This is a genomic window from Thermaerobacillus caldiproteolyticus, assembly GCF_013761245.1.
In the GTDB taxonomy this organism is placed as follows: Bacteria; Bacillota; Bacilli; order Bacillales; family Anoxybacillaceae; genus Thermaerobacillus; species Thermaerobacillus caldiproteolyticus.
Window position 1 is genome coordinate 55,768 of record NZ_JACDUT010000007.1, and the last position, 21,099, is coordinate 76,866.

Annotated in this window: 25 protein-coding genes and 2 pseudogenes; 6 read left to right on the top strand and 21 right to left on the bottom strand. The window is 40.2% G+C overall.

Annotation, left to right across the window (positions count from 1 at the left end; all coding sequences use genetic code 11):
- Positions 1–98: 98 nt before the first annotated feature.
- From HNR31_RS11645 to HNR31_RS11660, 4 genes are all read right to left on the bottom strand, one after another.
- A complete protein-coding gene (locus HNR31_RS11645; protein WP_181556409.1) occupies positions 99–422 on the bottom strand; it encodes a YuiB family protein in 324 nt (107 codons plus the stop codon).
- Positions 423–488: 66 nt separating this feature from the next.
- Positions 489–614 carry a YuiA family protein gene (locus HNR31_RS11650; RefSeq protein WP_181556410.1) on the bottom strand — a complete coding sequence of 42 codons (126 nt, stop codon included), beginning with the start codon at positions 612–614 and terminating at the stop codon, positions 489–491.
- A 138-nt stretch (positions 615–752) separates the two neighbouring features.
- Positions 753–1,250, bottom strand: a complete 498-nt coding sequence (locus tag HNR31_RS11655; protein WP_181556411.1) for an NUDIX domain-containing protein — start codon at positions 1,248–1,250, stop codon at positions 753–755.
- A gap of 80 nt (positions 1,251–1,330) precedes the next feature.
- Positions 1,331–2,554, bottom strand: coding sequence for an NAD(P)/FAD-dependent oxidoreductase (locus tag HNR31_RS11660; protein ID WP_181556412.1), 1,224 nt, complete (start codon positions 2,552–2,554; stop codon positions 1,331–1,333).
- A 304-nt stretch (positions 2,555–2,858) separates the two neighbouring features.
- On the opposite strand from HNR31_RS11660, the gene HNR31_RS11665 reads away from it, so the two are divergent.
- Entirely contained in the window at positions 2,859–3,851 is a 993-nt protein-coding gene (locus tag HNR31_RS11665) for an NAD(P)/FAD-dependent oxidoreductase (protein ID WP_181556413.1), read from the top strand.
- Between the two features lie 134 nt (positions 3,852–3,985).
- On the opposite strand, the gene HNR31_RS11670 is transcribed toward HNR31_RS11665, so the two are convergent.
- Together HNR31_RS11670 and HNR31_RS19150 are read right to left on the bottom strand one after the other, a co-directional pair.
- Positions 3,986–4,207 carry a lipopolysaccharide assembly protein LapA domain-containing protein gene (locus HNR31_RS11670; RefSeq protein ID WP_181556414.1) on the bottom strand — a complete coding sequence of 74 codons (222 nt, stop codon included), beginning with the start codon at positions 4,205–4,207 and terminating at the stop codon, positions 3,986–3,988.
- 121 nt (positions 4,208–4,328) lie between these two features.
- Positions 4,329–4,420, bottom strand: a pseudogene (locus HNR31_RS19150) (iron-sulfur cluster assembly accessory protein); the annotation flags it as partial.
- A gap of 356 nt (positions 4,421–4,776) precedes the next feature.
- On the opposite strand from HNR31_RS19150, the gene HNR31_RS11675 reads away from it, so the two are divergent.
- Entirely contained in the window at positions 4,777–5,544 is a 768-nt protein-coding gene (locus tag HNR31_RS11675; RefSeq protein ID WP_181556415.1) for a CAP domain-containing protein, read from the top strand.
- Between the two features lie 268 nt (positions 5,545–5,812).
- On the opposite strand, the gene HNR31_RS11680 is transcribed toward HNR31_RS11675, so the two are convergent.
- The 6 genes and pseudogenes from HNR31_RS11680 to dapF form a co-directional block, all read right to left on the bottom strand.
- Positions 5,813–6,787 (bottom strand): FUSC family protein, encoded by a 975-nt coding sequence (locus HNR31_RS11680; protein ID WP_181556416.1) that lies wholly within the window; start codon positions 6,785–6,787, stop codon positions 5,813–5,815.
- Positions 6,763–6,897: a hypothetical protein gene (locus tag HNR31_RS18780; RefSeq protein ID WP_258561064.1), complete on the bottom strand. Its 135-nt coding sequence runs from the start codon at positions 6,895–6,897 to the stop codon at positions 6,763–6,765. Before HNR31_RS18780 ends, HNR31_RS11680 begins: the two co-directional genes overlap by 25 nt.
- 170 nt (positions 6,898–7,067) lie before the next feature.
- Positions 7,068–7,874 (bottom strand): annotated as a pseudogene (locus HNR31_RS19445) (transposase); the annotation flags it as partial.
- A 106-nt stretch (positions 7,875–7,980) separates the two neighbouring features.
- Complete coding sequence (locus HNR31_RS11685) at positions 7,981–8,148, bottom strand: hypothetical protein (RefSeq protein WP_181556417.1); 168 nt, start codon at positions 8,146–8,148, stop codon at positions 7,981–7,983.
- A 312-nt stretch (positions 8,149–8,460) separates the two neighbouring features.
- Positions 8,461–8,823 carry a HesB/IscA family protein gene (locus HNR31_RS11690; RefSeq protein WP_181556418.1) on the bottom strand — a complete coding sequence of 121 codons (363 nt, stop codon included), beginning with the start codon at positions 8,821–8,823 and terminating at the stop codon, positions 8,461–8,463.
- 57 nt (positions 8,824–8,880) lie between these two features.
- Entirely contained in the window at positions 8,881–9,735 is an 855-nt protein-coding gene (gene dapF, locus HNR31_RS11695; protein ID WP_181556419.1) for a diaminopimelate epimerase, read from the bottom strand.
- A gap of 219 nt (positions 9,736–9,954) precedes the next feature.
- Between dapF and HNR31_RS11700 the strand changes: the two genes are divergently transcribed.
- Entirely contained in the window at positions 9,955–10,650 is a 696-nt protein-coding gene (locus HNR31_RS11700; RefSeq protein WP_181556420.1) for a DUF2225 domain-containing protein, read from the top strand.
- A 45-nt stretch (positions 10,651–10,695) separates the two neighbouring features.
- On the opposite strand, the gene HNR31_RS11705 is transcribed toward HNR31_RS11700, so the two are convergent.
- Positions 10,696–10,932 carry a YuzB family protein gene (locus HNR31_RS11705; protein ID WP_181556569.1) on the bottom strand — a complete coding sequence of 79 codons (237 nt, stop codon included), beginning with the start codon at positions 10,930–10,932 and terminating at the stop codon, positions 10,696–10,698.
- A gap of 228 nt (positions 10,933–11,160) precedes the next feature.
- On the opposite strand from HNR31_RS11705, the gene HNR31_RS11710 reads away from it, so the two are divergent.
- Positions 11,161–12,231 carry an NAD(P)/FAD-dependent oxidoreductase gene (locus HNR31_RS11710; protein WP_181556421.1) on the top strand — a complete coding sequence of 357 codons (1,071 nt, stop codon included), beginning with the start codon at positions 11,161–11,163 and terminating at the stop codon, positions 12,229–12,231.
- Between the two features lie 49 nt (positions 12,232–12,280).
- On the opposite strand, the gene HNR31_RS11715 is transcribed toward HNR31_RS11710, so the two are convergent.
- Positions 12,281–12,616 (bottom strand): YuzD family protein, encoded by a 336-nt coding sequence (locus HNR31_RS11715; protein WP_181556570.1) that lies wholly within the window; start codon positions 12,614–12,616, stop codon positions 12,281–12,283.
- A gap of 92 nt (positions 12,617–12,708) precedes the next feature.
- Between HNR31_RS11715 and HNR31_RS11720 the strand changes: the two genes are divergently transcribed.
- The gene (locus tag HNR31_RS11720; protein WP_181556422.1) at positions 12,709–12,945 is read left to right on the top strand and encodes a NifU family protein; all 237 of its coding nucleotides are present in this window, start codon (positions 12,709–12,711) and stop codon (positions 12,943–12,945) included.
- A gap of 72 nt (positions 12,946–13,017) precedes the next feature.
- Here the strand turns inward: HNR31_RS11720 and thrB are convergent, their stop codons facing one another.
- The 5 genes from thrB to yutH form a co-directional block, all read right to left on the bottom strand.
- Entirely contained in the window at positions 13,018–13,935 is a 918-nt protein-coding gene (gene thrB, locus HNR31_RS11725) for a homoserine kinase (protein ID WP_181556423.1), read from the bottom strand.
- Complete coding sequence (gene thrC / locus HNR31_RS11730) at positions 13,932–14,993, bottom strand: threonine synthase (RefSeq protein WP_181556424.1); 1,062 nt, start codon at positions 14,991–14,993, stop codon at positions 13,932–13,934. Before thrC ends, thrB begins: the two co-directional genes overlap by 4 nt.
- Positions 14,993–16,291, bottom strand: a complete 1,299-nt coding sequence (locus HNR31_RS11735; protein WP_181556425.1) for a homoserine dehydrogenase — start codon at positions 16,289–16,291, stop codon at positions 14,993–14,995. The genes thrC and HNR31_RS11735 overlap by 1 nt, the downstream gene beginning before the upstream one ends.
- A gap of 187 nt (positions 16,292–16,478) precedes the next feature.
- Entirely contained in the window at positions 16,479–17,477 is a 999-nt protein-coding gene (locus tag HNR31_RS11740; RefSeq protein WP_181556426.1) for a 2-hydroxyacid dehydrogenase, read from the bottom strand.
- A 98-nt stretch (positions 17,478–17,575) separates the two neighbouring features.
- A complete protein-coding gene (gene yutH / locus HNR31_RS11745; protein WP_181556427.1) occupies positions 17,576–18,583 on the bottom strand; it encodes a spore coat putative kinase YutH in 1,008 nt (335 codons plus the stop codon).
- A 155-nt stretch (positions 18,584–18,738) separates the two neighbouring features.
- On the opposite strand from yutH, the gene HNR31_RS11750 reads away from it, so the two are divergent.
- Positions 18,739–19,236 (top strand): phosphatidylglycerophosphatase A family protein, encoded by a 498-nt coding sequence (locus tag HNR31_RS11750; protein WP_181556428.1) that lies wholly within the window; start codon positions 18,739–18,741, stop codon positions 19,234–19,236.
- Between the two features lie 56 nt (positions 19,237–19,292).
- On the opposite strand, the gene HNR31_RS11755 is transcribed toward HNR31_RS11750, so the two are convergent.
- Both HNR31_RS11755 and hepT read right to left on the bottom strand, forming a co-directional pair.
- Positions 19,293–20,063, bottom strand: coding sequence for a TIGR01457 family HAD-type hydrolase (locus HNR31_RS11755; RefSeq protein ID WP_181556429.1), 771 nt, complete (start codon positions 20,061–20,063; stop codon positions 19,293–19,295).
- A 559-nt stretch (positions 20,064–20,622) separates the two neighbouring features.
- Entirely contained in the window at positions 20,623–21,060 is a 438-nt protein-coding gene (gene hepT / locus HNR31_RS11760; RefSeq protein ID WP_181556430.1) for a type VII toxin-antitoxin system HepT family RNase toxin, read from the bottom strand.
- Positions 21,061–21,099 lie beyond the last annotated feature (39 nt).

A 21,099-nucleotide genomic window follows, 5' to 3' on the forward strand; every position in this document is an offset into this window, starting at 1 on the left:
CCTCTCACAGCTCTATTTATTTCCAAAGAAAAAAAGAAATATTCATTGTGAGAGAAGTGAGAAAAATTAAAAAAGCCTCCGCTTAAGATGCGAAAGCCTTAAAACATTTGATATCCTTTTGCCCGCAGCGTCCGAATGACAATTCCAGCGCAAATCGCTCCGACTAATCCGCTTCCAAGAATCATTACATCTGCCGGTGCTAACGACATAATTTTATGTTTTAATGCAGAAAATGAAGCGCTTGGCGCTGTAAAATATTCAGTCCATCTCACGTCATCAATAATGAATATAAAAATGATTGGACTTAAAATCGCCATGATCCATGTCTGCCTTAATATCATATTTAATAAAAAGCCGATACCAAAAAATAATACGAAAAATAGCAACATCGATATGATTAAAACGGGTAAGCTCATTTCCATCCCCATCACCTCCAGTATATCCTTTTTAAGTGTACTGAATGACCGATGGGGAGTCAACGAAGACGATTATTTATTTTTCGGCTCTGTTCCTTTTCCGGAACAACAATAACATGTTTCTGACCCACCTAAAAGCAATTGAACATATCCGTGCCCCGCACAATATGGACATAGCGTTTGTTCTGTTTGTTTCATTTGTTATTCCCCTCTCTGTTTTCTTAATTTTCTGATAATATAACAAAATTTCATCTAAAAAGAAAGAGGAGAATTTCTGCCATTTCCATTGATGTAAACGGATACATCAACATTATGCTTTCATTTTCTTTATATATCTCAATTTTTCGAATTTTTAAAATAAAGGTGATATTTTGTGTATCCAAACGGCTCTCCTGGATTCATACCATCATGAAGTGATAAGTACGAAAAAGGCTCTAATTGCAATAAATGCAACAATAATGCTGATGTATTTTTATCTTCTTTTAAAACTTCTTTTTTCGAAAATGTGGCTGTCCATAATTCTTCTGTTTGAACGATAATCTTTTCTGATAAAGCTCGGAGCAGGAAAATAGCCATATTATCGCTTACTTCATCGCGGATGACACCGGTGCGCATTCCGATCAATCCAACAATTTCTGCATCAATACCTGTCTCTTCTTTGATTTCACGAACCGCCGCCTCATCTAACGTTTCACCTGGTTGTACAAACCCTGCTGGTAGCGACCATTTGTCTTTTAATCCCCCGTATTTTTTCTTTACAACAAGCCATTCTCCAGCTGAGTTGATCACTAATCCAGCCGCTGCTAACCATACATTGCCGCGCTTCTCTCCCATATTCACCATCCCTTTTCGATAAAAAAATAACGAAAAAGGGCAAACATGAAGGACTTGTCCTTTCGTTTGCCCAAATCGCATTAAAAGAATTTAAATTTTCCTTTTTTCATGACAAGCGATGGACCACCGATTAAATAAAGCGCACGGTTGTCAATCATTTTTTTCATGAAGCTTGCTTTTGTGCCCCACATTTTTTTGCCAAAGACAACGCCAATCGCATCATCATGACCAAGTGAGCATACCGTTCCTTTAATATCTGGTTTGAACGGTTGCAATTCTCCTTGCTCACGAATTAACACAGCGAGGTTTTTCGCACATAGCTCACCTTGTTGCATCGCAATTTGCGCCGTTGGTGGGTATGGACGATTGGTTTCTTCATTAATGACTAACGAACAGTCCCCAACAATGAAAATGTTGTCATGGCCAGGAGCACGTAAGAATGGGTCAACTTTAACGCGACCGCGCATAGCTTCAAAGCCGGATTCATCAATCACATAGCTTCCGCGGACACCGGCTGCCCAAATAACAGTTCCAGCTTTAATTTCTTCGATTTCATCGCCTTTTGCCACAATAATTCCATCCGGTGTACATTCTTTAATGGCCGTCCCGATTTTAAATTCGACGCCTTTACGTTCCAATAGACCAACCGCATATTCAACTAACTCTGGATCAAAGCCCGGAAGTGCTGTTGGCGCCGCTTCTACACAAATAATACGCACTTTATGCGGGTCGATATCATACTCACGGCAAAGCACTGGAACACGATTTACAAGTTCCCCTAAAAATTCAATACCTGTAAATCCAGCACCGCCAACAACGATAGTCAAGCGCTCATCACGTTTTTCTTCTTCTGTGTTATACGTAGCAAACTGATATTCAATATGCTCGCGAATTTGGCGTGATGCATTGACATTGGCAATCGAAAACGCATATTCTTTTAACCCTTTAATGCCGAATGTCTCTGATTCAAAACCAAGCGCAACAACTAAATAATCGTAAGAAAGTTCCCCGTTTTGCAAAATGACTCGTTTTTCATCTGGAACAATTTTTACAACGGTATCTTTCACAAAGTTCACTTTGTTGCGGTCAATGACATCAGCGATTGGGTAACGTACACGATCATGGTGCAACGTACCTGCAGATGCTTCATGGAGCCATGTCGTTTCGTAATGGTAATCATTTTTGTTCACTAACGTAATGTTTGCTTCATTGACACCGACCATTTTTTGCAAACGTACGGTCGTCATTAAACCGCCATAACCAGCACCTAAAATGACAACATTTGGCTTTTTCAACGAAATCACTTCCACCCTTTTTTAGATTTTGCAGCTTACGCATATCTTTTGCCGCTACATACATTTTTATTGAACGAAGTTTGTGAACTAATTCACGATAATAGATAAAAAAATACAAAAAATCGTAAAAAAATTGTCGTAAAATCTTAACAATCTATCCACTAAAACATATTAGTCCTTTTTTTGAATCTTTTCAAGTCATTTTTTCAAATTTTAAAGGTAAAAAATACTTTATGTGATTTTTTTATGATATGATAGGATTAGCCGTCTATCGGGTATAGACAATTCATGTTTAAGGGGGAACTAGTCAGTCATGAAAGAGGATCAAAAAGTGTATGACATCACGATTATCGGTGGTGGCCCGACGGGATTATTTACAGCCTTTTACGGTGGAATGCGCCAAGCTAGTGTCAAAATTATCGAAAGTTTGCCACAGTTAGGCGGACAGCTTTCTGCCCTTTATCCCGAAAAGTATATATATGATGTTGCTGGATTCCCAAAAATTCGTGCACAAGAACTTATTAATAACTTGAAAGAACAAATGGCAAAATTTAATCCAACTATTTGCTTAGAACAATCCGTTGAAAAGTTAGAAAAACTAGACAACGGCATTTTTAAGTTAACAACGAATAAAGAAATTCACTATTCCAAAACTGTAATCATTACAGCGGGGAACGGTGCATTCCAACCACGTCGTCTCGAGCTTGAGAGCGCGGCACAATACGAAGGCAAAAACTTGCATTACTTCATTGATGATTTAAATAAATTTGCTGGACAAAAAGTACTTGTTTGCGGTGGTGGAGACTCTGCGGTAGACTGGGCACTGATGTTAGAGCCGATTGCTGAAAAAGTCACCATTGTGCATCGCCGCGATAAATTCCGTGCTCACGAACATAGCGTAGAAAATTTAATGAACTCACGAGTAGAAGTAAAAACACCATTTGTTCCAGTTGAACTAATTGGCGATGAAAACGGCGTTCGTCAAGTAATACTCGAACATGTTAAAGACGGATCACGCGAAACGATTGATGTTGATGCGGTTATCGTCAACTATGGTTTCGTTTCCTCGCTCGGTCCAATTAAAGAGTGGGGGCTTGAAATTGAGAAAAACTCGATTAAAGTGAACTCCAAAATGGAAACAAATATTCCGGGTGTGTACGCGGCAGGAGATATTTGCACGTATGAAGGAAAAGTTAAACTAATCGCCTGCGGCTTCGGTGAAGCTCCAACAGCGGTAAACAACGCAAAAGCCTATATTGATCCGAATGCAAAAGTACAACCTATGCATTCTTCTTCCATGTTCTAATCATCAAAGCAGGGATGTCTTTGCTCGCAAGACATCCCTACACATCTATTCCGTTTCTAGAGATAAAGCAGATAGCTTTGTCTTTTTCTCCCTTAACATACTCGTTTTTCCTTTCACTCTTCATTTTCCTTTGATCACATTTTGACTTGTCGTCGCAACATAAAAAGGCGAAACCGACCGATAGAACCAATGATGATTCCTCCCGTCACTGTTGATCCTAAAACCACAATAATCAGTGGCTTCTCGGTTTTTCCCAATAAATAATGAACAGAAATGCCCTCCACATTCGCAACGGCAAAAATGGCTATAATGATCGCCGATAAGAGTGCCAATATAAAATTCCATTGCAGTTTCACAATCCTTCCCTTCTTTAATGTATAAAGGTGAATGGTGTTTAATTTATTGCTTTTAATGAATACATTTACTCAATAAAAAATCTCCTTAGCGAAAAAGAAACGATCGTTAAGGAGATCATCATTAGCATTGCTTTGGCATACTAGCATCGTCGCTGTTCGAAATGCCGAACCGCAACCACACGTTGCAATGGCATTCGGATTATTCATCGTAAATTATGCGGTATGTTTGCCGGAGATTGAAACGCATAATATCAATGTTTTAATCCAATTATGCAAAGGTCTGAGGATTGTTTTTAACCTCATTTCTTACCGATAATTTCAAATAATGCCCAAAGTCATTGCTACATACAAATAGAGGAAATTGAAAAAAATCGCAGACCTACCTTAAAACAAACCCGTTAGTTTTCTCACCATAAACCACTGAATCGCATTTGACTCCGTATTTCCCCCATAAGTAACTTGCTTTTATTCTTCGTACCTTCCATTTACCACAGTTATTCCCATATTTATTTTCTTTCAAAGATATAAAAACTAAGGGTGTAAAAATAATACCTTTAGGAGGCATTAGCATGATAAAGAAAATGACTGGCTTTCTCGCAGCTTCTGCCCTAGTAATGGGACTTGCAGCGTGTAACATAAGGGATACGGACCGTAATGACAATTATGATAATAAAAACATGAATATTTCGGCTTCGTATACATCAATACCAAGTAACAAATATCCTCATACAAGAGCGGTATTGATCCAAGATGCAAAGTACAAATTTGTTCAAGTGGATCCTAAAGAAGCAGCTGAGTTGCAAGCAAGACTTCAGCAACAATTGAATGGACAATATGTACTAGTACCAAATCAAATACAAACACCAGCACAACAGCAAATACAAACACCAACACAACAACAAACTCAACCTAAACAACAGACACCAACTCAGCAACAGCAGGCTCAGGTTTCTACAGGGATCAGCCAATATGCTCAACAAGTAATTGAATTAACGAACAAAGAAAGAGCTCGAGCAGGTCTTCCTGCTTTAAAAGCGGATACTCAGCTAAGTGCTGTGGCTCAGAAGAAATCACAGGATATGCAACAAAACCATTATTTCTCACATACAAGTCCGACTTATGGTTCTCCTTTTGATATGATGAGGGATTTTGGTGTTACTTACAAAACAGCGGGTGAAAACATTGCTCAAGGTCAACGTACCCCACAAGAGGTTGTTACAGCTTGGATGAATAGCCCTGGTCACAGAGCCAACATTTTAAATAAACAGTTTACTCACATTGGAGTAGGTTTTGAGCAAGCTGGAAACCACTGGACACAAATGTTTATCGGTAAATAATGAGTGGATAATAAAATGGGAGCCCGAAGATATTCGGCTCCCATTTTTGAACACATACACAATTAAGTACGGTTATTACCTTTTGAATCGAATCCCTACAACGTCCCACGGTTTCGTAGACGTTCGTAAATATTTCCACGCACCTTTACAAACGTTAAACAACGATATTTGCAGCGTTGTGTCCGCTTTTCCCTAATGGTGTGCTTTTACGAACGGTCTGAAAATCAAAATCGCAGTAAATGATTCGTAATACTTTATATTTTTTTACTCATTTTTGTTTTTCTACACCTGTCCAAATATAATAACCGAAAACAAGGGTAATGGTACAGCCAACAAAAGTATACATAAGCCGATCGATAATCAGATCAAAAGAAATTTGTTTTCCTCTACTTAGCAAAATAAAAAGCAATGGTGTCATTACCATCGAATAAACTGCATAATTTCGGACCTTTAAATAACTACGAACACCACCGATGAGCGCTACTATGACAATAATCCATAGAATGGACAAAGGAAATATTAATACGATACCACCAATCAACACACCGAAAAATGTTCCTACAGCACGTTGATAAATTCTAGAAGGACCACTAGATGTATTTCTTTGAAGTACCAAAACAATAGTCAGACTAATCCAATAGGCATGCGGGTTCTCTGATAATAATTGAATAACCTGAGCGATACTCAAACACAAAACCAAGCGGATCGTATAGAACCAAGTCTGAAATTTTTTCAATCTGAATAGCCAGTATCTAAATTGCGTAGGAAAATCAGCATTTGAATCATTGTTAGATAAGGACTGACTAGACTTTTTCTGTTTCATAAAAAACAGATAAGAAATAGAAAAAAATAGAGATATAAAAGCAGCCCATATAGAACCTAGAGAAAATAGCAAGCCAATAATAAATGGATTGACCTGTGTTGGTAACGATATACCTGTACCAATAATAAAAAAAATAGTAAAACGTACACTGTTAACAGCTAATGTACGATTAATGCCACCTACTAAAGAAACAAATCCGTTAATAAACACCAGAAAGATACTGGCTAGTAAAGAATGATTATTTCCAATAGATGCTCCTAAACTAATTGCAATGAATCCTGTAAAAATTACTTGCACATAATTTAAAACTTCCACCTTTAATGGTTCATTATCATTTGGAGGGTTAATAAAAAGACCTCCTAGAGCAACTATTAATCCAATTTCTACATGACCAATCAACGCGCCAAAAATAATAGGCAATGCCATCCTAAAGCAGTTGAAAAAATTTGCATTTTAGGGACAGGAGTAGAATTATCCCATTGCAAAAGATAATCAAAAAAATTACGTCTGTTACAATCTTTATCACTCATTTCGTTCCTCCTGATTCATTTCCTACAATGTCCTCCATAGTCTTTTTCTTTTCTATCAATCTATAGAACTACGAACTGAAAATCGTATTTAATTTTCTTTACTTGCATTCTTCATTCATATTAGTGTTTCTTTCCATATAATTATAATTATTAATGGTGGTGCAAAACCAGAGTAAAAACTCAAAATTGTGCATAAGGATGCATAATTGTACATACAGAAAGTAGCGGTGAACCCATATCAACGTAGTTGTTTAACTAATTGAATGTCTGTTAAACGAAACAACCACTTTCCGAATGGGTTTTCAAAAACGAAGAAATTACCCGACCGTAGACAGCTTTTCATTCATAACTATTTCGAGGATTCATGGACGAAATAAAAAAGATTCTTGTTTGTTCGGCGTTGGACGAACTTTTTCACTGTTATAGAGATCATCTCCAAAGGAAAACTCAATCTGCCGCTTTTTTAAAGCAGGAAATCACTCAATCGCAACGGCTGCATCATGTTGATTGGATGTTGCAAGAGTATGAGATAAGATAATTCCTTCCGCTGTGGTACAAAGTATCCTTTGAACCAGTGGTACCGAGTCGAGATCCCCATCCGGCTTGAGAATCATAGAGACAGCTTCGGAGTGCCATACTGTCGATGGATGATAACTACTTTTGGATACCGACCGCCTAAATCATTGGGAAGTTGGGCGTTAAAAGCAGAAAACCTTATTCTCGAACCCATTTCCCTACACGTGAAAACGTAGAAAGAAGGGGAGTCCCCAAATTCGTCGGAAGTAGCCGAAGCGATTCAGTGTGTCCACCAACTGGCGTAAAGAAGCAATGAAAAAACAAGTTTTTAACAAGAAACATTTTAATAATGATTTTTTCGAAATGGGTGGTCACCCTGTCACATAAGGGGCTTCCGGTAAAGAAAATTGGTCAATGTACAGAAACAAAGCTTGTAAAAGAGGATCCATTTCGCTATTCATTGCATGTTCAATAACAAAATGGAAATCATGATCGTGTCCACCTCTTGGAAATAGGTTTTTTGTTCACTGTATATAATTTCTAAAAAGGTGGATTTTTCTTGTCTTTTTATGCATCCATTATGCGTTTTGCAACACGTTCCATGTAATTAATGGAAATTCTTAATACTTCCGTAGTTAATTGATCGATTGCTTGAATTTCACCGTAATTTTTCTTTAACCAATTCGTAAAGTAACCCCATGTTTTTATGTAATCTTGTAATGCATGCTCTCTCAATCCCTCTATCCGTTTTCCTGCTATTACTAATTAGTTTCGGATATTGCTTTGGCGAAACTCGTTCAGCCCGCCTTTTCTTTCTCTTTAAAGTCAAATAAAAAACCTCCCCACCGATGAATATCGAATCTCATCGGTAGGAAGGTCGTTATCCGCAACTCTATTAAGCGAATTTTAGGGTCGTTAATATGTTTGTCCGGGGTTGTTTATCACCGAATTTTACGGTGTAATTATCGACCCTATCTGAATTATCCGTTTATGTTTGCGATAGAAATATCCCGCCTCTAAAACCGTTGTATATCGCCGTTTAACCGTTTAACACTGCTCTGGTGTACCGGTATTCGTTGCTGTTCGGAATGATGAACCACAGCCGCATGTCGCGATCGCATTCGGGTTATTGATCGTGAAGCCGCCTCCCATGAGCGATTGTTTATAATCAATCACCGTTCCTTGCAAAATTGGGGCGCTTTCCTTATCGACTAGTATTTTAATCCCATGCTGTTCAAATTCATGGTCATTATCATGACGTTCATGATCAAAGCCCATGCCATACGATAAACCACTGCAACCGCCACCCTTCACTCCAACACGAAGGTAGGCACCTTCCTCTCCATTTTCTCTCATCATATCCTTAATTTGAAAAGCAGCTGCTTCAGTAAGAATAATTACGTCAGCCATGTTTTTTCCCTCCTTACTATTTAGTATATCTGTTTTTACACATTCGGCTCAAATATTTCATATATAGTAAACACCTGTACAAATCGTTTCCGCTGGTCCAGTCATGAATACATTTCCTTCATCCGTCCAGGTGATCGATAAATCCCCGCCAGCAAGATGAACAACCGTTTCTTGATTTCGAGCCGTTTTACCGTTTAGCACAGAAGCCACGACTGCCGCACATGCCCCGGTTCCACACGCCTGTGTCACCCCTGAACCTCGCTCCCATACGCGAAAGTGAAGCTCACAGTCATTGACGACCTCCACAAATTCAACATTGACTCCTTCTGGAAAACGCGGATCTTTTTCGACAATCGGCCCCAATGTCGTTACCGGTGCTTGATTGATATCATTGACATAAAAGATGACGTGCGGATTTCCCATTGACACGGCTGTGATTTCGTAGGTCTCGCCAGCCACTTCTATTTTTTCTGCCACGACTTGTGCAGCCTCTTCACCAAGCATTGGGATTTCGCTTCTCTTTAATCGCGGTTTTCCCATATCAACCGTTACCTTCGTCACGATTCCGTCTTCTACAAACACTTCCGCCTTTACTAGTCCTGATAATGTCTCAATAAAGAACGATCGTTCGTTTACCAATTGATGTTCATACGCATATTTTGCTACACAACGAAGCCCGTTGCCGCAATTTTTTCCTTCAGAACCGTCACTATTAAAAATCCGCATTTTTACAGGTGCCACTTCCGACGGGCAAATCAAAATCATTCCATCTGCACCGATTCCCGTATGAACATTCGATACCTTAACAGCTAGCTCCGACAATAGCGACTCTGGAATGGTTTCCTCAAACATATTTACATATATGTAGCTATTTCCTAATCCATGCATTTTTGTAAACGAAAAGCGATCCATTGTTTCCTCCTAAACATAAAAATTTTTTATCTATAAGTATAAAGGGAACATCATCGGGACACAATGAAAATATCCCCCGTTTTTTCATATACACTTGGAAAGAGGATGTCCACGCGGCATCCTCTTTCTCTATTTTAAGCAAAAAGGAATAGGAACGATACAGATTTTCCGTTATAATGATGGGGAACATCGTTATTCAAATAGGCTGGAGGATGCTCAATGAATGTAGATGCATTATATGACCAACATATGACTTGCCTCGTTTGCAAGCAGCCGTATAGCACAAAGAAAATTCGCTCACGCTTTGTGCGTGCAATTCGACATGATACCGATTTTTGTTCTTATTACCAACCAGACGATTTAAATCCTCTTTTTTATTATGTAAGCATTTGTCCTCATTGCGGGTTTGCCGTTACTGAAGAATTTTCTTCTTATTTTCCCCCTTCCACACTTGATGCCATTCAAAAAAACATCTGCCAAGCATGGAAAGGGGGAATACAATATAGCGGAAAACGAACGTTTCAAGAAGCGGTAAATACTTATAAGCTTGGAATTTATTCAGCAACATTAAAACAAGAAAAACATATTGTATTAGCCGGTTTATATATGCGTCTTGCTTGGCTCTATCGAACATACAACATTCACGATCAAGAAGAACGATTTATGCGACTAGCTCTGCAAGAATATACAACATCTTATAGTAAAGATGATTTTGTTGGCACACACATGGCGGAAGTACGTCTCCTTTATTTAATCGGTGAATTACATAGAAGACTAAACAATACAAAAGAAGCCATTTTATATTTTTCTAAAGTTACCGCCAAAAAGAACGAAACGATCGAAAAAGGAATTGTTCGTATGGCACAGGAGCGGTGGCAAGAAATTCGTGACAACCAGCAGACACCTCAATCATAATAGGCAAAAAAAGCGGCTTCCGTTGGCATCGGAAGCCGCTTTTCCTCAAAACATAGGATTTTCCTCCAGAAATTTATAAATATTCTCCACTAATTGTTCAGGTGTCTCTCCTGTAACTACTTCTCCATTCACTAAAGCAAATAATGATTTCGCACATTTTCCGCAATAACTTAAACACCCGTATTCAATAATATCCAAATTCGGATCCTTTTCTAATATTTCTAACGCTTTTTGCGAACCGTTCGCTAAATTGCTCATACAAAATTCAATAATTGGTTGAATCAATGCTTCATCACCTCTCTACTGCCTTCCATCGTATCCGTTTTTTGCGCAAACGTCAATTTATGATGCTTTATTTTATATATTGGCTGGCATTTATCCTCTCTTTTGTTCATATATTTATCATTTTTCCGAAAAATTGTTGTTATTTTGTCACAATTTCGCTATACTTTTAGTGACATTTTGTTACACGTTGTGCTTCAAAAGACAATAACAAAGGGGATTTTTCGTATGAGACACCTCGTTCTACTTGGTGGGGGATATGGAAATATGCGCATCTTGCTTCGTCTCCTCCCAAATCATTTACCTGAGAACGTTCACATTACACTTGTTGACCGCGTTTCATATCATTGCTTAAAAACAGAGTATTATGCTCTTGCGGCGGGAACGATTAGCGACCATCATATTCGCGTCCCATTTCCTGAACATCCCCAATTAACTTACTGCTTCGGGGAAGTAGTAAAAGTCGATTTAGATAACCAAACCGTTTTTCTCCAAGACGATTCGACAATTTCATATGATGATTTAGTCATCGGCTTAGGCTGTGAAGATAAATATCACGGTGTCCCTGGCGCGGAAGAATTCACTTACAGCATTCAATCGATTGATAAAGCACGGGCTACATATCAAAAATTAAATAACTTGCCACCTCGTTCAGTGGTTGGAATTGTTGGCGCTGGGTTAAGCGGTGTCGAGCTGGCCAGTGAGCTTTCAGAAAGCCGGCCGGATCTACACGTTATGTTATTTGACCGTGGTGAGCGAATCTTACCAATGTTTCCAGAACGCTTAAGCGACTATGTAGAAAAATGGTTTGAAGAACATAAAGTAGAAATCATCCGCCGCTCTAACATTACAAAAGTAGAAGAGAATGTACTTTACAACCATGACGAGCCAATTGCCTGTGATGCCATTGTTTGGACGGCGGGCATTCAACCTAATCGAGTCGTTCGCGAATTAGATGTGGCAAAAGACGCACAAGGACGCGTCATTTTAACGAAGCAGCACCATATCCCCGGCTATGAAAATGTGTATGTCGTTGGCGACTGTGCAAGCTTACCGCACGCTCCAAGCGCACAGCTTGCGGAAGGACAAGCAGAACAAATTGTTCAAGTATTGCAAAAACGCTGGAATGGGGAAGATCCGCCAAGCGAATTCCCGCCAATTAAATTAAAAGGGATCCTTGGTTCGCTTGGCAAAAAACACGGATTCGGTCTCGTTGCCGATCGCCCGTTAACAGGAAGAGTACCACGGCTTCTAAAGTCCGGTGTCCTTTGGATGTACAAATATCACAATGGTTATTAAACCAAAGAAAAGGGATATCTCTTGGGCGAGATCATCCCTTTTCTTTGGTTTATTCCTTCTCTACTGCTTTATAACCGTACTTTTCCATTGCCTCATAAATCACTTTTAATTTTGGATTTCCTTCACCAACAATCGTTCCTTCCACTAGCACAACCGGATAAAATAAATCTTCTTCAATTACCTTTGCGGCAAAAGCTTTCTTCTCCTCATCCTCAGGTGGATTGAAAATATCGATATATGAAATCGTAAATGGCTGATCCGGATATTTCCGTTTGATGGCGGCCTCTAACCATTCATACGTTTCCTTTGAAGAGGGTAAATTGACACAAGAGGGGCAAATCACCTCTGCGCCATACACACATATTTCGACGGGCTTAAATAACATATTTGCCACCTTTCCTCTCTTAAGCGAAAAAAGTTATTAGATTTTTTTCTTTATCATGATTATAATAAAGTTAAAGAAAGGAGTCGATAAGAATGAGCGATCAAGAAATTAAAGAACAAGTCCAAGAAGTTTTAGATAAACTACGCCCATTTTTGCTTCGCGACGGCGGTGACTGCGAACTTGTCGATGTAGAAGACGGAGTAGTCAAATTACGCCTGCTCGGTGCTTGCGGAAGCTGCCCAAGCTCGACGATCACATTAAAAGCAGGAATTGAACGTGCTCTTTTAGAAGAAGTACCTGGTGTCGTTGAAGTTGAACAAGTGTTCTAAAAAAGGCGAAGATGACGAGAATAGTTCTCAAAGCTACATGAAAATAACAGCGATTCTCATTGGGAATCGCTGTTATTTTTCTAAGGCCATATTATAATATACTTGACTTCCCCTTTGTTCTACCTTTAACAGCTCAACCGTGCAATCTTGAAAATGTTCTGATAACTTTTCTTTTATGAAGATTCCTTTTCCTGGCTCCGCAAAAGAAAGAACAGTCGGGCCTGCCCCGCTCAGCGCAACCCCGAAAGCACCATATTCTTTGGCAAGCTTTTGCACCATCGATAATTCAGGAACGAGTTCTTTTCGATACGGCTGATGAAATAAGTCGGATTCCATCATTTTTCCTGCCAATTCCCAATTTTTCGTTAATAATGAAGCTACAAGCACATTGCTTACTGCACTTGCTTCCACCGCTGCCGCTTTTGAAAAAAAATGCGGAAGAACATTGCGTGCTTTTTTCGTCTCCAATTCATAATTCGGAATAACAGCAACAAGATCAAGTTCGATATCAGGAACCGAAAGAATGTTTGTCTCCTGTTCACTATGGCTTCCGATGACTAATCCGCCATACAATGATGCACCGACATTATCAGGATGTCCCTCATAGCAACTAGCTAGTCGTGCCTTTTCATCGATAGTTAATGACAAGCAAGCAAGCTCATTGGCTAGTTCAATTCCCGCAACAACCGCCGCCGCACTGCTGCCCAGCCCTCGTGTAAACGGAATATCGCTATATACGTCGACAACACAGTTCGGTAACGTGCAGCCATATTGTTTTGCTACTTCTTCCGCTACTTGAAACACTAAATTCTCTGTTCCCCTCGGAATTGTTTGCACTTCCGGCGAACGAGGAATAAACCGCCATTCATCCCCCCGCCGCACTTCTAATACTAAATAGCGAGAAACAGCGAGACCTACGGAGTCAAATCCCGGTCCTAAATTCGCTGTACTCGCCGGGACAACGATTTTTAACATCCCATCTTCTTTCATTGATGGACAACTCCTTGGATATGCTCAAATACAGCTTTTTCATCGTTTGGAAGAACAAGCGGTTGAATATCGGCCACTTCCATCGCAATCGTCGGATCTTTTAGCCCATTACCAGTCAATACAGCAACAACAGTGCTTCCTTCTTGAATTTCGTTTCGCTTCCGTTGTTTGATCACACCGGCAATAGATGCACATGAAGCCGGTTCAGCAAAAATCCCTTCCTTGCGTGCGAGAAGTTTATATGCCTCTATAATTTCCGCATCGGATACTTCATCGATTTTTCCTTTTGATTCTTCAGCTGCTTGAACCGCCCTTTCCCAGCTAGCCGGGTTGCCAATTCGAATGGCCGTCGCCACCGTTTCCGGCTGTTCGATAACTCGATTGCGGACAATGGCAGCTGCTCCTTCTGCCTCAAAGCCACGCATTTCTGGAAGCCCCGTTTGTTTTTTTACATGATATTCTTTAAATCCTTTCCAATAAGCCGTAATATTGCCGGCGTTTCCAACCGGAATTGACAGAATGTCAGGCGCTTTACCAAGCTGATCACAAATTTCAAAAGCGGCCGTTTTTTGTCCTTCGATACGATATGGATTGACTGAGTTAACAAGCGTAATCGGAGCCATTTCGCTAAGGCGGCGGACCATCTTTAACGCTTCGTCAAAGTTTCCTTCAATTGCGAAAATTTCTGCTCCGTACATCACCGCTTGCGCTAATTTTCCCATGGCAATTTTTCCGTGCGGAATAACAACAATGCAGCGCAAGCCAGCACGGGCAGCATAAGCGGCAGCCGCAGCGGAAGTGTTTCCCGTTGAAGCGCAAATGATCGTATGGCTCCCTTCTTCTTTCGCTTTTGCTACCGCCATGACCATGCCGCGATCTTTAAAAGATCCGGTCGGATTCGCACCTTCAACTTTGACGTATAACTCGATACCTAACTGCTTAGACAAACGTTGCAGTGGAATAAGCGGCGTATTTCCTTCTTGCAAAGAAAGCTGAGGTGTTCGTTCCGTTACGGGCAAAAAATCACGGTATTCGTGCAGGATTCCTCTCCACATCATCATTTTCCATCCCCTTCTACACGGTACCAACTTTTTATATTATGAACTATTTCAAGATCACTCAATTGCTGTAAAATATCTTCATAATCTTTTTGGGAAGCTTTGTGAGTGACAATGACAATCTCCGCAAGACCGTTCTCTTTTAATGGTAATTGTAAAATTTTCTCGAAGCTGACACCCCGTTCTGAAAACAGTGTTGTAATTTTTGCGAATGCTCCGACCTGATCTTTCACATGAATACGTAAAAAGTATTTCGAGAAAATTTCTGCTGGCGCTTTTAATTTCTTTTCGTATTGTGGTGCTACTGCGCTTCGACCGTTCACACCTAACCGCATATTTTTCATGACAGCCACTAAGTCAGAAACAACCGCTGTCGCCGTCGGCAAACTTCCCGCTCCAGGACCGTAGAACATCGTTTCTCCAACCGCTTCTCCATATACGTATACCGCATTGTATTCATCACTCACTGATGCCAGTGGATGGGAATCAGGCAAGAACGTGGGTTGTACGCTTACCTCAACTTTCTCTCCTTCACGATGGGCAATACCAATGAGCTTCATCGTATAGCCTAATCGCTTTCCGTAATTCAAGTCTTCTTCCGTAATGTCCGTAATCCCTCGTACTTGGACATCTTCTAGATCAATGTTCATAGAAAACCCTAATCGCGCTAAAATTGCCATTTTCCTTGCTGCATCTAACCCTTCGACATCAGAAGATGGATCCGCTTCAGCATACCCGAGCTCTTGTGCTTCTGCCAATACTTCTTCATAGGCGCTTCCGTATTTGCACATTTTTGTTAAAATAAAGTTCGTTGTTCCATTGACGATTCCCATCATTTTTGTAATCCGGTCAGAAGACAAACCATCAACAAGTGTACGTAAAATCGGAATGCCTCCCGCAACGCTTGCTTCGTAAAATAAATCGCATCCATTTTCAGTCGCTGCAGCTAACAACTCCGATCCGTATAATGCCATTAAATCTTTATTCGCGGTAACGACATGTTTTCCTTGCTGCAACGCTCGTAAAAGATGTTGTTTCGTTTCTTCGACGCCGCCCATTACTTCAATAATTACATCGATGCCTGGATCGTTGATGACTTCATCCACATTCGTTGTCAATAGGCTTGAGTCCACTTTCACATCGCGTTCTTTATATATATCTCGAACAAGAATCTTTTTTACGGTAACCGGGCAGCCGACTTGATGGATGAGTTGATCTTGATGATTTTCAATGATTTTCACAACCCCGCTGCCTACTGTTCCTAATCCTAACAAACCAACCGAAATTGGATTCACCATGCTCTCCACCCCTTTTGTTTTTCTGTTATGTACAGTTGTATTTTTATAGTAGACATTATAAAAGATGTTCCTGTCTTTTACAATCATTATTTTATTATCTTATATATTGAAAACGCTTAACATCAAGTAAATTCAGATAATTTTTTTTATAAAAAACAGTCTCGCGAGGAGACTGCTCGTTTGATGATTATAAAACTCGTCTCGTCTTTTCTAACCATTGTTGATTGACCAACGTTTCTGGTGCTTCACCTTTTAACACAGCAACAATGTTGCGACAACACAATTCCATCATCTTTACGCGCGTTTCCACACTTGCGCTACCAATATGCGGAAGTGCCACGACATTGTTTAACGCTAATAACGGGTGGTTTCGATCGATCGGTTCTTTCTCGAATACATCTAATCCTGCTCCGGCAATCTCTCCGTTGATCAGTGCGTCATATAACGCTTCCTCATCAACAACAGCTCCTCTAGCCGCATTGATGAAAATGGCAGAGCGTTTCATCATCTGGAACGCTTCTCGATTAAACAACCAACGTGTTTCATTCGTCAGTGGTGTTAAACAAACGACGAAATCCGATTTTTCCAATAATTCAGCAAACGTACAATAGGTTGCGCCTAACTTTCGTTCCGCTTCTTCGTTTCGTGAGCGGTTATGATACAAAATGTTCATTTCAAATCCAGTAGCCCGCTTAGCTACGGCTTGACCGATTTTCCCCATACCGACAATTCCAATCGTCTTATGGTGAACATCATGTCCAGCTAAAAGAAATGGACTCCAGCTCTTCCACTCACCGGCTTTGACAAATTCCGCTGCCTCTACAACGCGACGAGCCGTTGCCAATAATAACGCAAAAGTTAAATCAGCGGTTGTATCTGTCAACACATCGGGTGTGTTGCAAATAGCGATACCGCGTTCTGTCGCAAATGAAACATCAATATTATCAAAGCCCACTGCTAAATTGGCAATGACTTTTAATGACTCCCCTGCTTCCATCACTTCACGGTCAATTCGATCGGATAACATCGTAAAAAGCGCGTCCGCTTTTTTTGCTTCCGAAAGTAAGACTTCCCGTGTCACTGGCACATCCTCATATGGCCACATCTTCACCTCAGCCAATGTTGTTAACGGCTTTATCGCTTCATCCGGCAGTTTCCTTGTAATAAACACGTATGGTTTATTCATTGCTAAAACTCCTTTCTCTTCTATAAAAACACATTGCCGTTTTTATCTTACCATAATTGCCCATAAAAAAACGATGATATCGCTACCACCGTTCTGTCCTAAGCATAAGAAAGCCAGCCAATTTTCGGTAAGCGCCATCGACGGGAAGAAAGTTCCAGAAGGTCATAGAAAGAGCCTAAAAATCGCTCATATTCCCGTGAACGGTCAAGAATAGTGATCAATGTCTGTTCATACTTCTTTTTTTCCTCTTCGTGCTCCGTTACGTAATATCCTTCAATGCACTCAAAATAATGAAGCGGAAATAATAAACGCGCATAAATTAGCCGCCAAGAAAATGCCGACAGCGGAGTGGTATGTTCATATTCGCGAAAAAACTGCCTAATTTCCTCTTCCGCAATAGCAGATCTCTTTACATACATATGGCGCACCCACTCGGCTAAATCGCGGGCGCAATGATCATATACCCAATCTATTGCTAACTTGCTTTCCTTTCCTTCCACCCAGAGAGCGTTCGGTAATCGCTCATGACAAATCGTAGCTGAATCGACTGTACTAGGTACCTCATCTAATTCGGTATCGGCTACATATTGAATGGCATTTTCTGTTAGACCAATATAATAAGGAAACGATTCGATAAATAATCGATCAAATGCATCTTCGGGCCCTAGTTGGGTTTTGCTTCGCCAAAACTCTTCCATTTGATCAAGCCGTTTTCCCCAAAGCTCTTTCCATTGTCCAATCCGTTTGCAATGGACAACCGGCACAGGAAATAAGCGGCCACGATGATGAAGCTTTGCTAATTCCCTTCCAACAACAACTTGTCTCGTATATGACTGAACATACGTGCGAAGAATAACAACAGGTTGTTCAGAAATATGGGTCATAAGTGTTCCGGTTCGTGTTGGCACAAATGTGGCCACCGTCACGTCTCCCTTTGCCGATAAATAAGCACTCATTTGTTGCAATTCGCTGATTTCTGCTTCCGTTCTCAGTAAAGCAGGCACTAAAATATAGCGATAATTTTTCCATATAAACGTATCATAACGTCCTATTTTTTCCCATCGCTCAACGGTTAGCCCGTATTCATTGCTAATGATGTCACGCACTCCCTTACCCCCTTCATAAAAATAGTATATGAGGGTCTGTTTAAAAAAATCTTCCCTTCCTCACAATAAATGCAGCATGGTTTACATGAAAGACACATTTGTGTCATGATAAACATATAATAAAAAACACTTTATAAAAGAAACAGGTGAAGCGAATGAAAGAACAGAGCATGACGAACCTTGAACAAACTGCGCGCCAATGGTTAGAAGAGCGCGGTGTCACCATTGAAGATATCGCTCAACTCGTCTACTATCTTCAGTCGAAATACCATCCGGATTTACAAATTGAAGAGTGTATCGAAAACGTCAATCGTGTTATTTCGAAACGGGAAGTACAAAATGCAATCCTTACCGGCATTCAGCTTGATCGTTTGGCCGAAGAAGGCAAATTGGATGAACCATTACAATCTATTATTCGCCGTGACGAAGGATTATACGGGGTAGACGAAATTTTAGCGCTATCGATTGTCAATGTATATGGTTCTATCGGATTCACCAATTATGGCTATATTGATAAACAAAAACCGGGAATTTTACAATACTTAAACGATAAATCAACTGGAAAATGCAATACGTTTTTAGATGACATCGTCGGGGCCATTGCGGCCGCTGCTTCAAGCCGGTTGGCACATCGAGCGACTCATAGTGAATAAAAAAACGGAGGCGCTTTTCTTCTTTTTCGAAAAAACACACGCGCCTCCTTTGTTATTTAAATTCGTTCCATCCACTCTTGTAACGAGTCAACAGTGTATGTTGGCTGTTTTTCATATTGCTGTAATAGTTCTTTTGTCGTCACTCCCGTATGAACTAACAATGTATCGATCCCTGCATTCATCCCTGCCATAATATCGGTATCATAATAATCACCAATCATTAAGGTGTCTTCTCTTGGTACATCGAGAACTTTTAATGCCTGTTCCATAATAATTTTTTCTGGTTTTCCGATAAAAATCGGTTGAACTTGGGTAGATACAGCCACAACCGCTGTCAACGACCCGTTTCCTGGCAATAGCCCTCGTTCCGTTGGAATTGCGATATCACCGTTTGTTGAAATAAACGTAGCTCCATTGCGAACCGCTAAACAAGCCACTGCTAGTTTTTCGTATGTAATGCTTCGATCAATTCCCATTACGACAAAGTCAGCAGTTTCTCCTGCGAATGTAAATCCTTTTTCCTTAAGTGCGGTTTGAATTCCTTCTTCTCCAATAACATAGACAGACGCATTCGGATTTTTCTCAAAAATGTAATTGGCCGTGGCTTGGCTTGTCGTAAACACTTGTTGTTCTGTTGCCGGAATGTCAAACGATTGAAGTTTTTCTGCCACTTGTGCTGGCGTCCGTGATGAGTTATTCGTCACAAATAAGTACGGAATATCACGTCGGTATAATTCTTTGACAAACTCACGCGCTTCAACAATGCATTCTGTTCCACGATACATCGTACCGTCTAAATCGATTAAATATCCTTTATATTTTTTCAACATCATTCACTCCCTTTTCACATTTACACGTAACACACTTTATCTCAAGGGATGGCAAATGTCAAAAACAAAAACGCTTCTTGGCAATCTGAAGCGTTTTTACATATATTGTAACTGATTAATGAATACATCTCTTTTGTGTCCATACACGTTTGTAACACTACATCCCGCATGTGTAAATAACTGTGATTAGCACCTTGTTCATTGTGCCATCCCGGCAAGTTGAAAAAATCGTAGCTGTATTGTTTGTTCATTCGTTCCGTTCGTATTTGAAACAGAATCACGATCATTCAGTTTTTTACCAATTTAAGGGGCATTTCTTTGTCTTTTCCCGGCAGTTCGTATACGTTCGTTCGCTTGTCCATCGCTTGGCGAACAAGTAATGACATGTACAAGTCCATTACGCTTTAATGTCTGCAAATGAGGCGTACAGCGTTTCACTAATTACGGTGAAACACTTTTCGACTTCTCTGTTTCGCAGAAGGGAATTTGTAGTCTATCACCGTTACCGCCTTCCCCTTCATTTTATAGTATTTCTTATGTTTACGCACTTTTCGAGCTAATTTCGGAATGCTGATACCGGTCCGAGTTCGTTTTCCAAATACGTCCGAATCGCCATCGGATACGATTGTAATGCTGAGAAGTGCTCGTTGACCGTTTCTAACAATTGTGAATGATGAACGTCTGTATACTGTTGGACGAGCATTTTTCGATATGAAATAATCGCTTTCAAACCTTTTGCATCATGTTCAGTAATTACTTTTTCATCTGTTAAAATGTCGATGATGTCTTCGTAGCTGCCCGGATCGCGCATAATAAAACCGTCAATCATCGCATTTCCGACATCTAACACCGCTTCAATCAACAGATGAATGGTGCGCTCCAAAGCAAGCTGGGCAAGCTCTCCCTCCCATGATGATTGCTGTTTATACACACGTAATAACGTTTCCATGTAACGTAATGTTTTCTCAATTTTATTACGATCGACAAAGTACATCTATTATCCCCCCTGTTTTGGATGTTTCTCTTCTATTGT

What these genes read in the sequence shown, in the direction of transcription:
- HNR31_RS18780 (WP_258561064.1), bottom strand. Translation starts at nt 6,897, where the DNA reads ATGAGTGATAAAGATTGTAACAGACGTAATTTTTTTGATTATCTTTTG.
- HNR31_RS11655 (WP_181556411.1), bottom strand. Translation starts at nt 1,250, where the DNA reads ATGGGAGAGAAGCGCGGCAATGTATGGTTAGCAGCGGCTGGATTAGTG.
- HNR31_RS11740 (WP_181556426.1), bottom strand. Translation starts at nt 17,477, where the DNA reads ATGAATAAACCATACGTGTTTATTACAAGGAAACTGCCGGATGAAGCG.
- HNR31_RS11720 (WP_181556422.1), top strand. Translation starts at nt 12,709, where the DNA reads ATGAGCGATCAAGAAATTAAAGAACAAGTCCAAGAAGTTTTAGATAAA.
- HNR31_RS11735 (WP_181556425.1), bottom strand. Translation starts at nt 16,291, where the DNA reads ATGGTGAATCCAATTTCGGTTGGTTTGTTAGGATTAGGAACAGTAGGC.
- thrC (WP_181556424.1), bottom strand. Translation starts at nt 14,993, where the DNA reads ATGATGTGGAGAGGAATCCTGCACGAATACCGTGATTTTTTGCCCGTA.
- hepT (WP_181556430.1), bottom strand. Translation starts at nt 21,060, where the DNA reads ATGTACTTTGTCGATCGTAATAAAATTGAGAAAACATTACGTTACATG.
- HNR31_RS11675 (WP_181556415.1), top strand. Translation starts at nt 4,777, where the DNA reads ATGATAAAGAAAATGACTGGCTTTCTCGCAGCTTCTGCCCTAGTAATG.
- HNR31_RS11700 (WP_181556420.1), top strand. Translation starts at nt 9,955, where the DNA reads ATGAATGTAGATGCATTATATGACCAACATATGACTTGCCTCGTTTGC.
- HNR31_RS11665 (WP_181556413.1), top strand. Translation starts at nt 2,859, where the DNA reads ATGAAAGAGGATCAAAAAGTGTATGACATCACGATTATCGGTGGTGGC.
- HNR31_RS11750 (WP_181556428.1), top strand. Translation starts at nt 18,739, where the DNA reads ATGAAAGAACAGAGCATGACGAACCTTGAACAAACTGCGCGCCAATGG.
- HNR31_RS11645 (WP_181556409.1), bottom strand. Translation starts at nt 422, where the DNA reads ATGGAAATGAGCTTACCCGTTTTAATCATATCGATGTTGCTATTTTTC.
- HNR31_RS11715 (WP_181556570.1), bottom strand. Translation starts at nt 12,616, where the DNA reads ATGTTATTTAAGCCCGTCGAAATATGTGTGTATGGCGCAGAGGTGATT.
- HNR31_RS11650 (WP_181556410.1), bottom strand. Translation starts at nt 614, where the DNA reads ATGAAACAAACAGAACAAACGCTATGTCCATATTGTGCGGGGCACGGA.
- dapF (WP_181556419.1), bottom strand. Translation starts at nt 9,735, where the DNA reads ATGGATCGCTTTTCGTTTACAAAAATGCATGGATTAGGAAATAGCTAC.
- HNR31_RS11710 (WP_181556421.1), top strand. Translation starts at nt 11,161, where the DNA reads ATGAGACACCTCGTTCTACTTGGTGGGGGATATGGAAATATGCGCATC.
- thrB (WP_181556423.1), bottom strand. Translation starts at nt 13,935, where the DNA reads ATGAAAGAAGATGGGATGTTAAAAATCGTTGTCCCGGCGAGTACAGCG.
- HNR31_RS11690 (WP_181556418.1), bottom strand. Translation starts at nt 8,823, where the DNA reads ATGGCTGACGTAATTATTCTTACTGAAGCAGCTGCTTTTCAAATTAAG.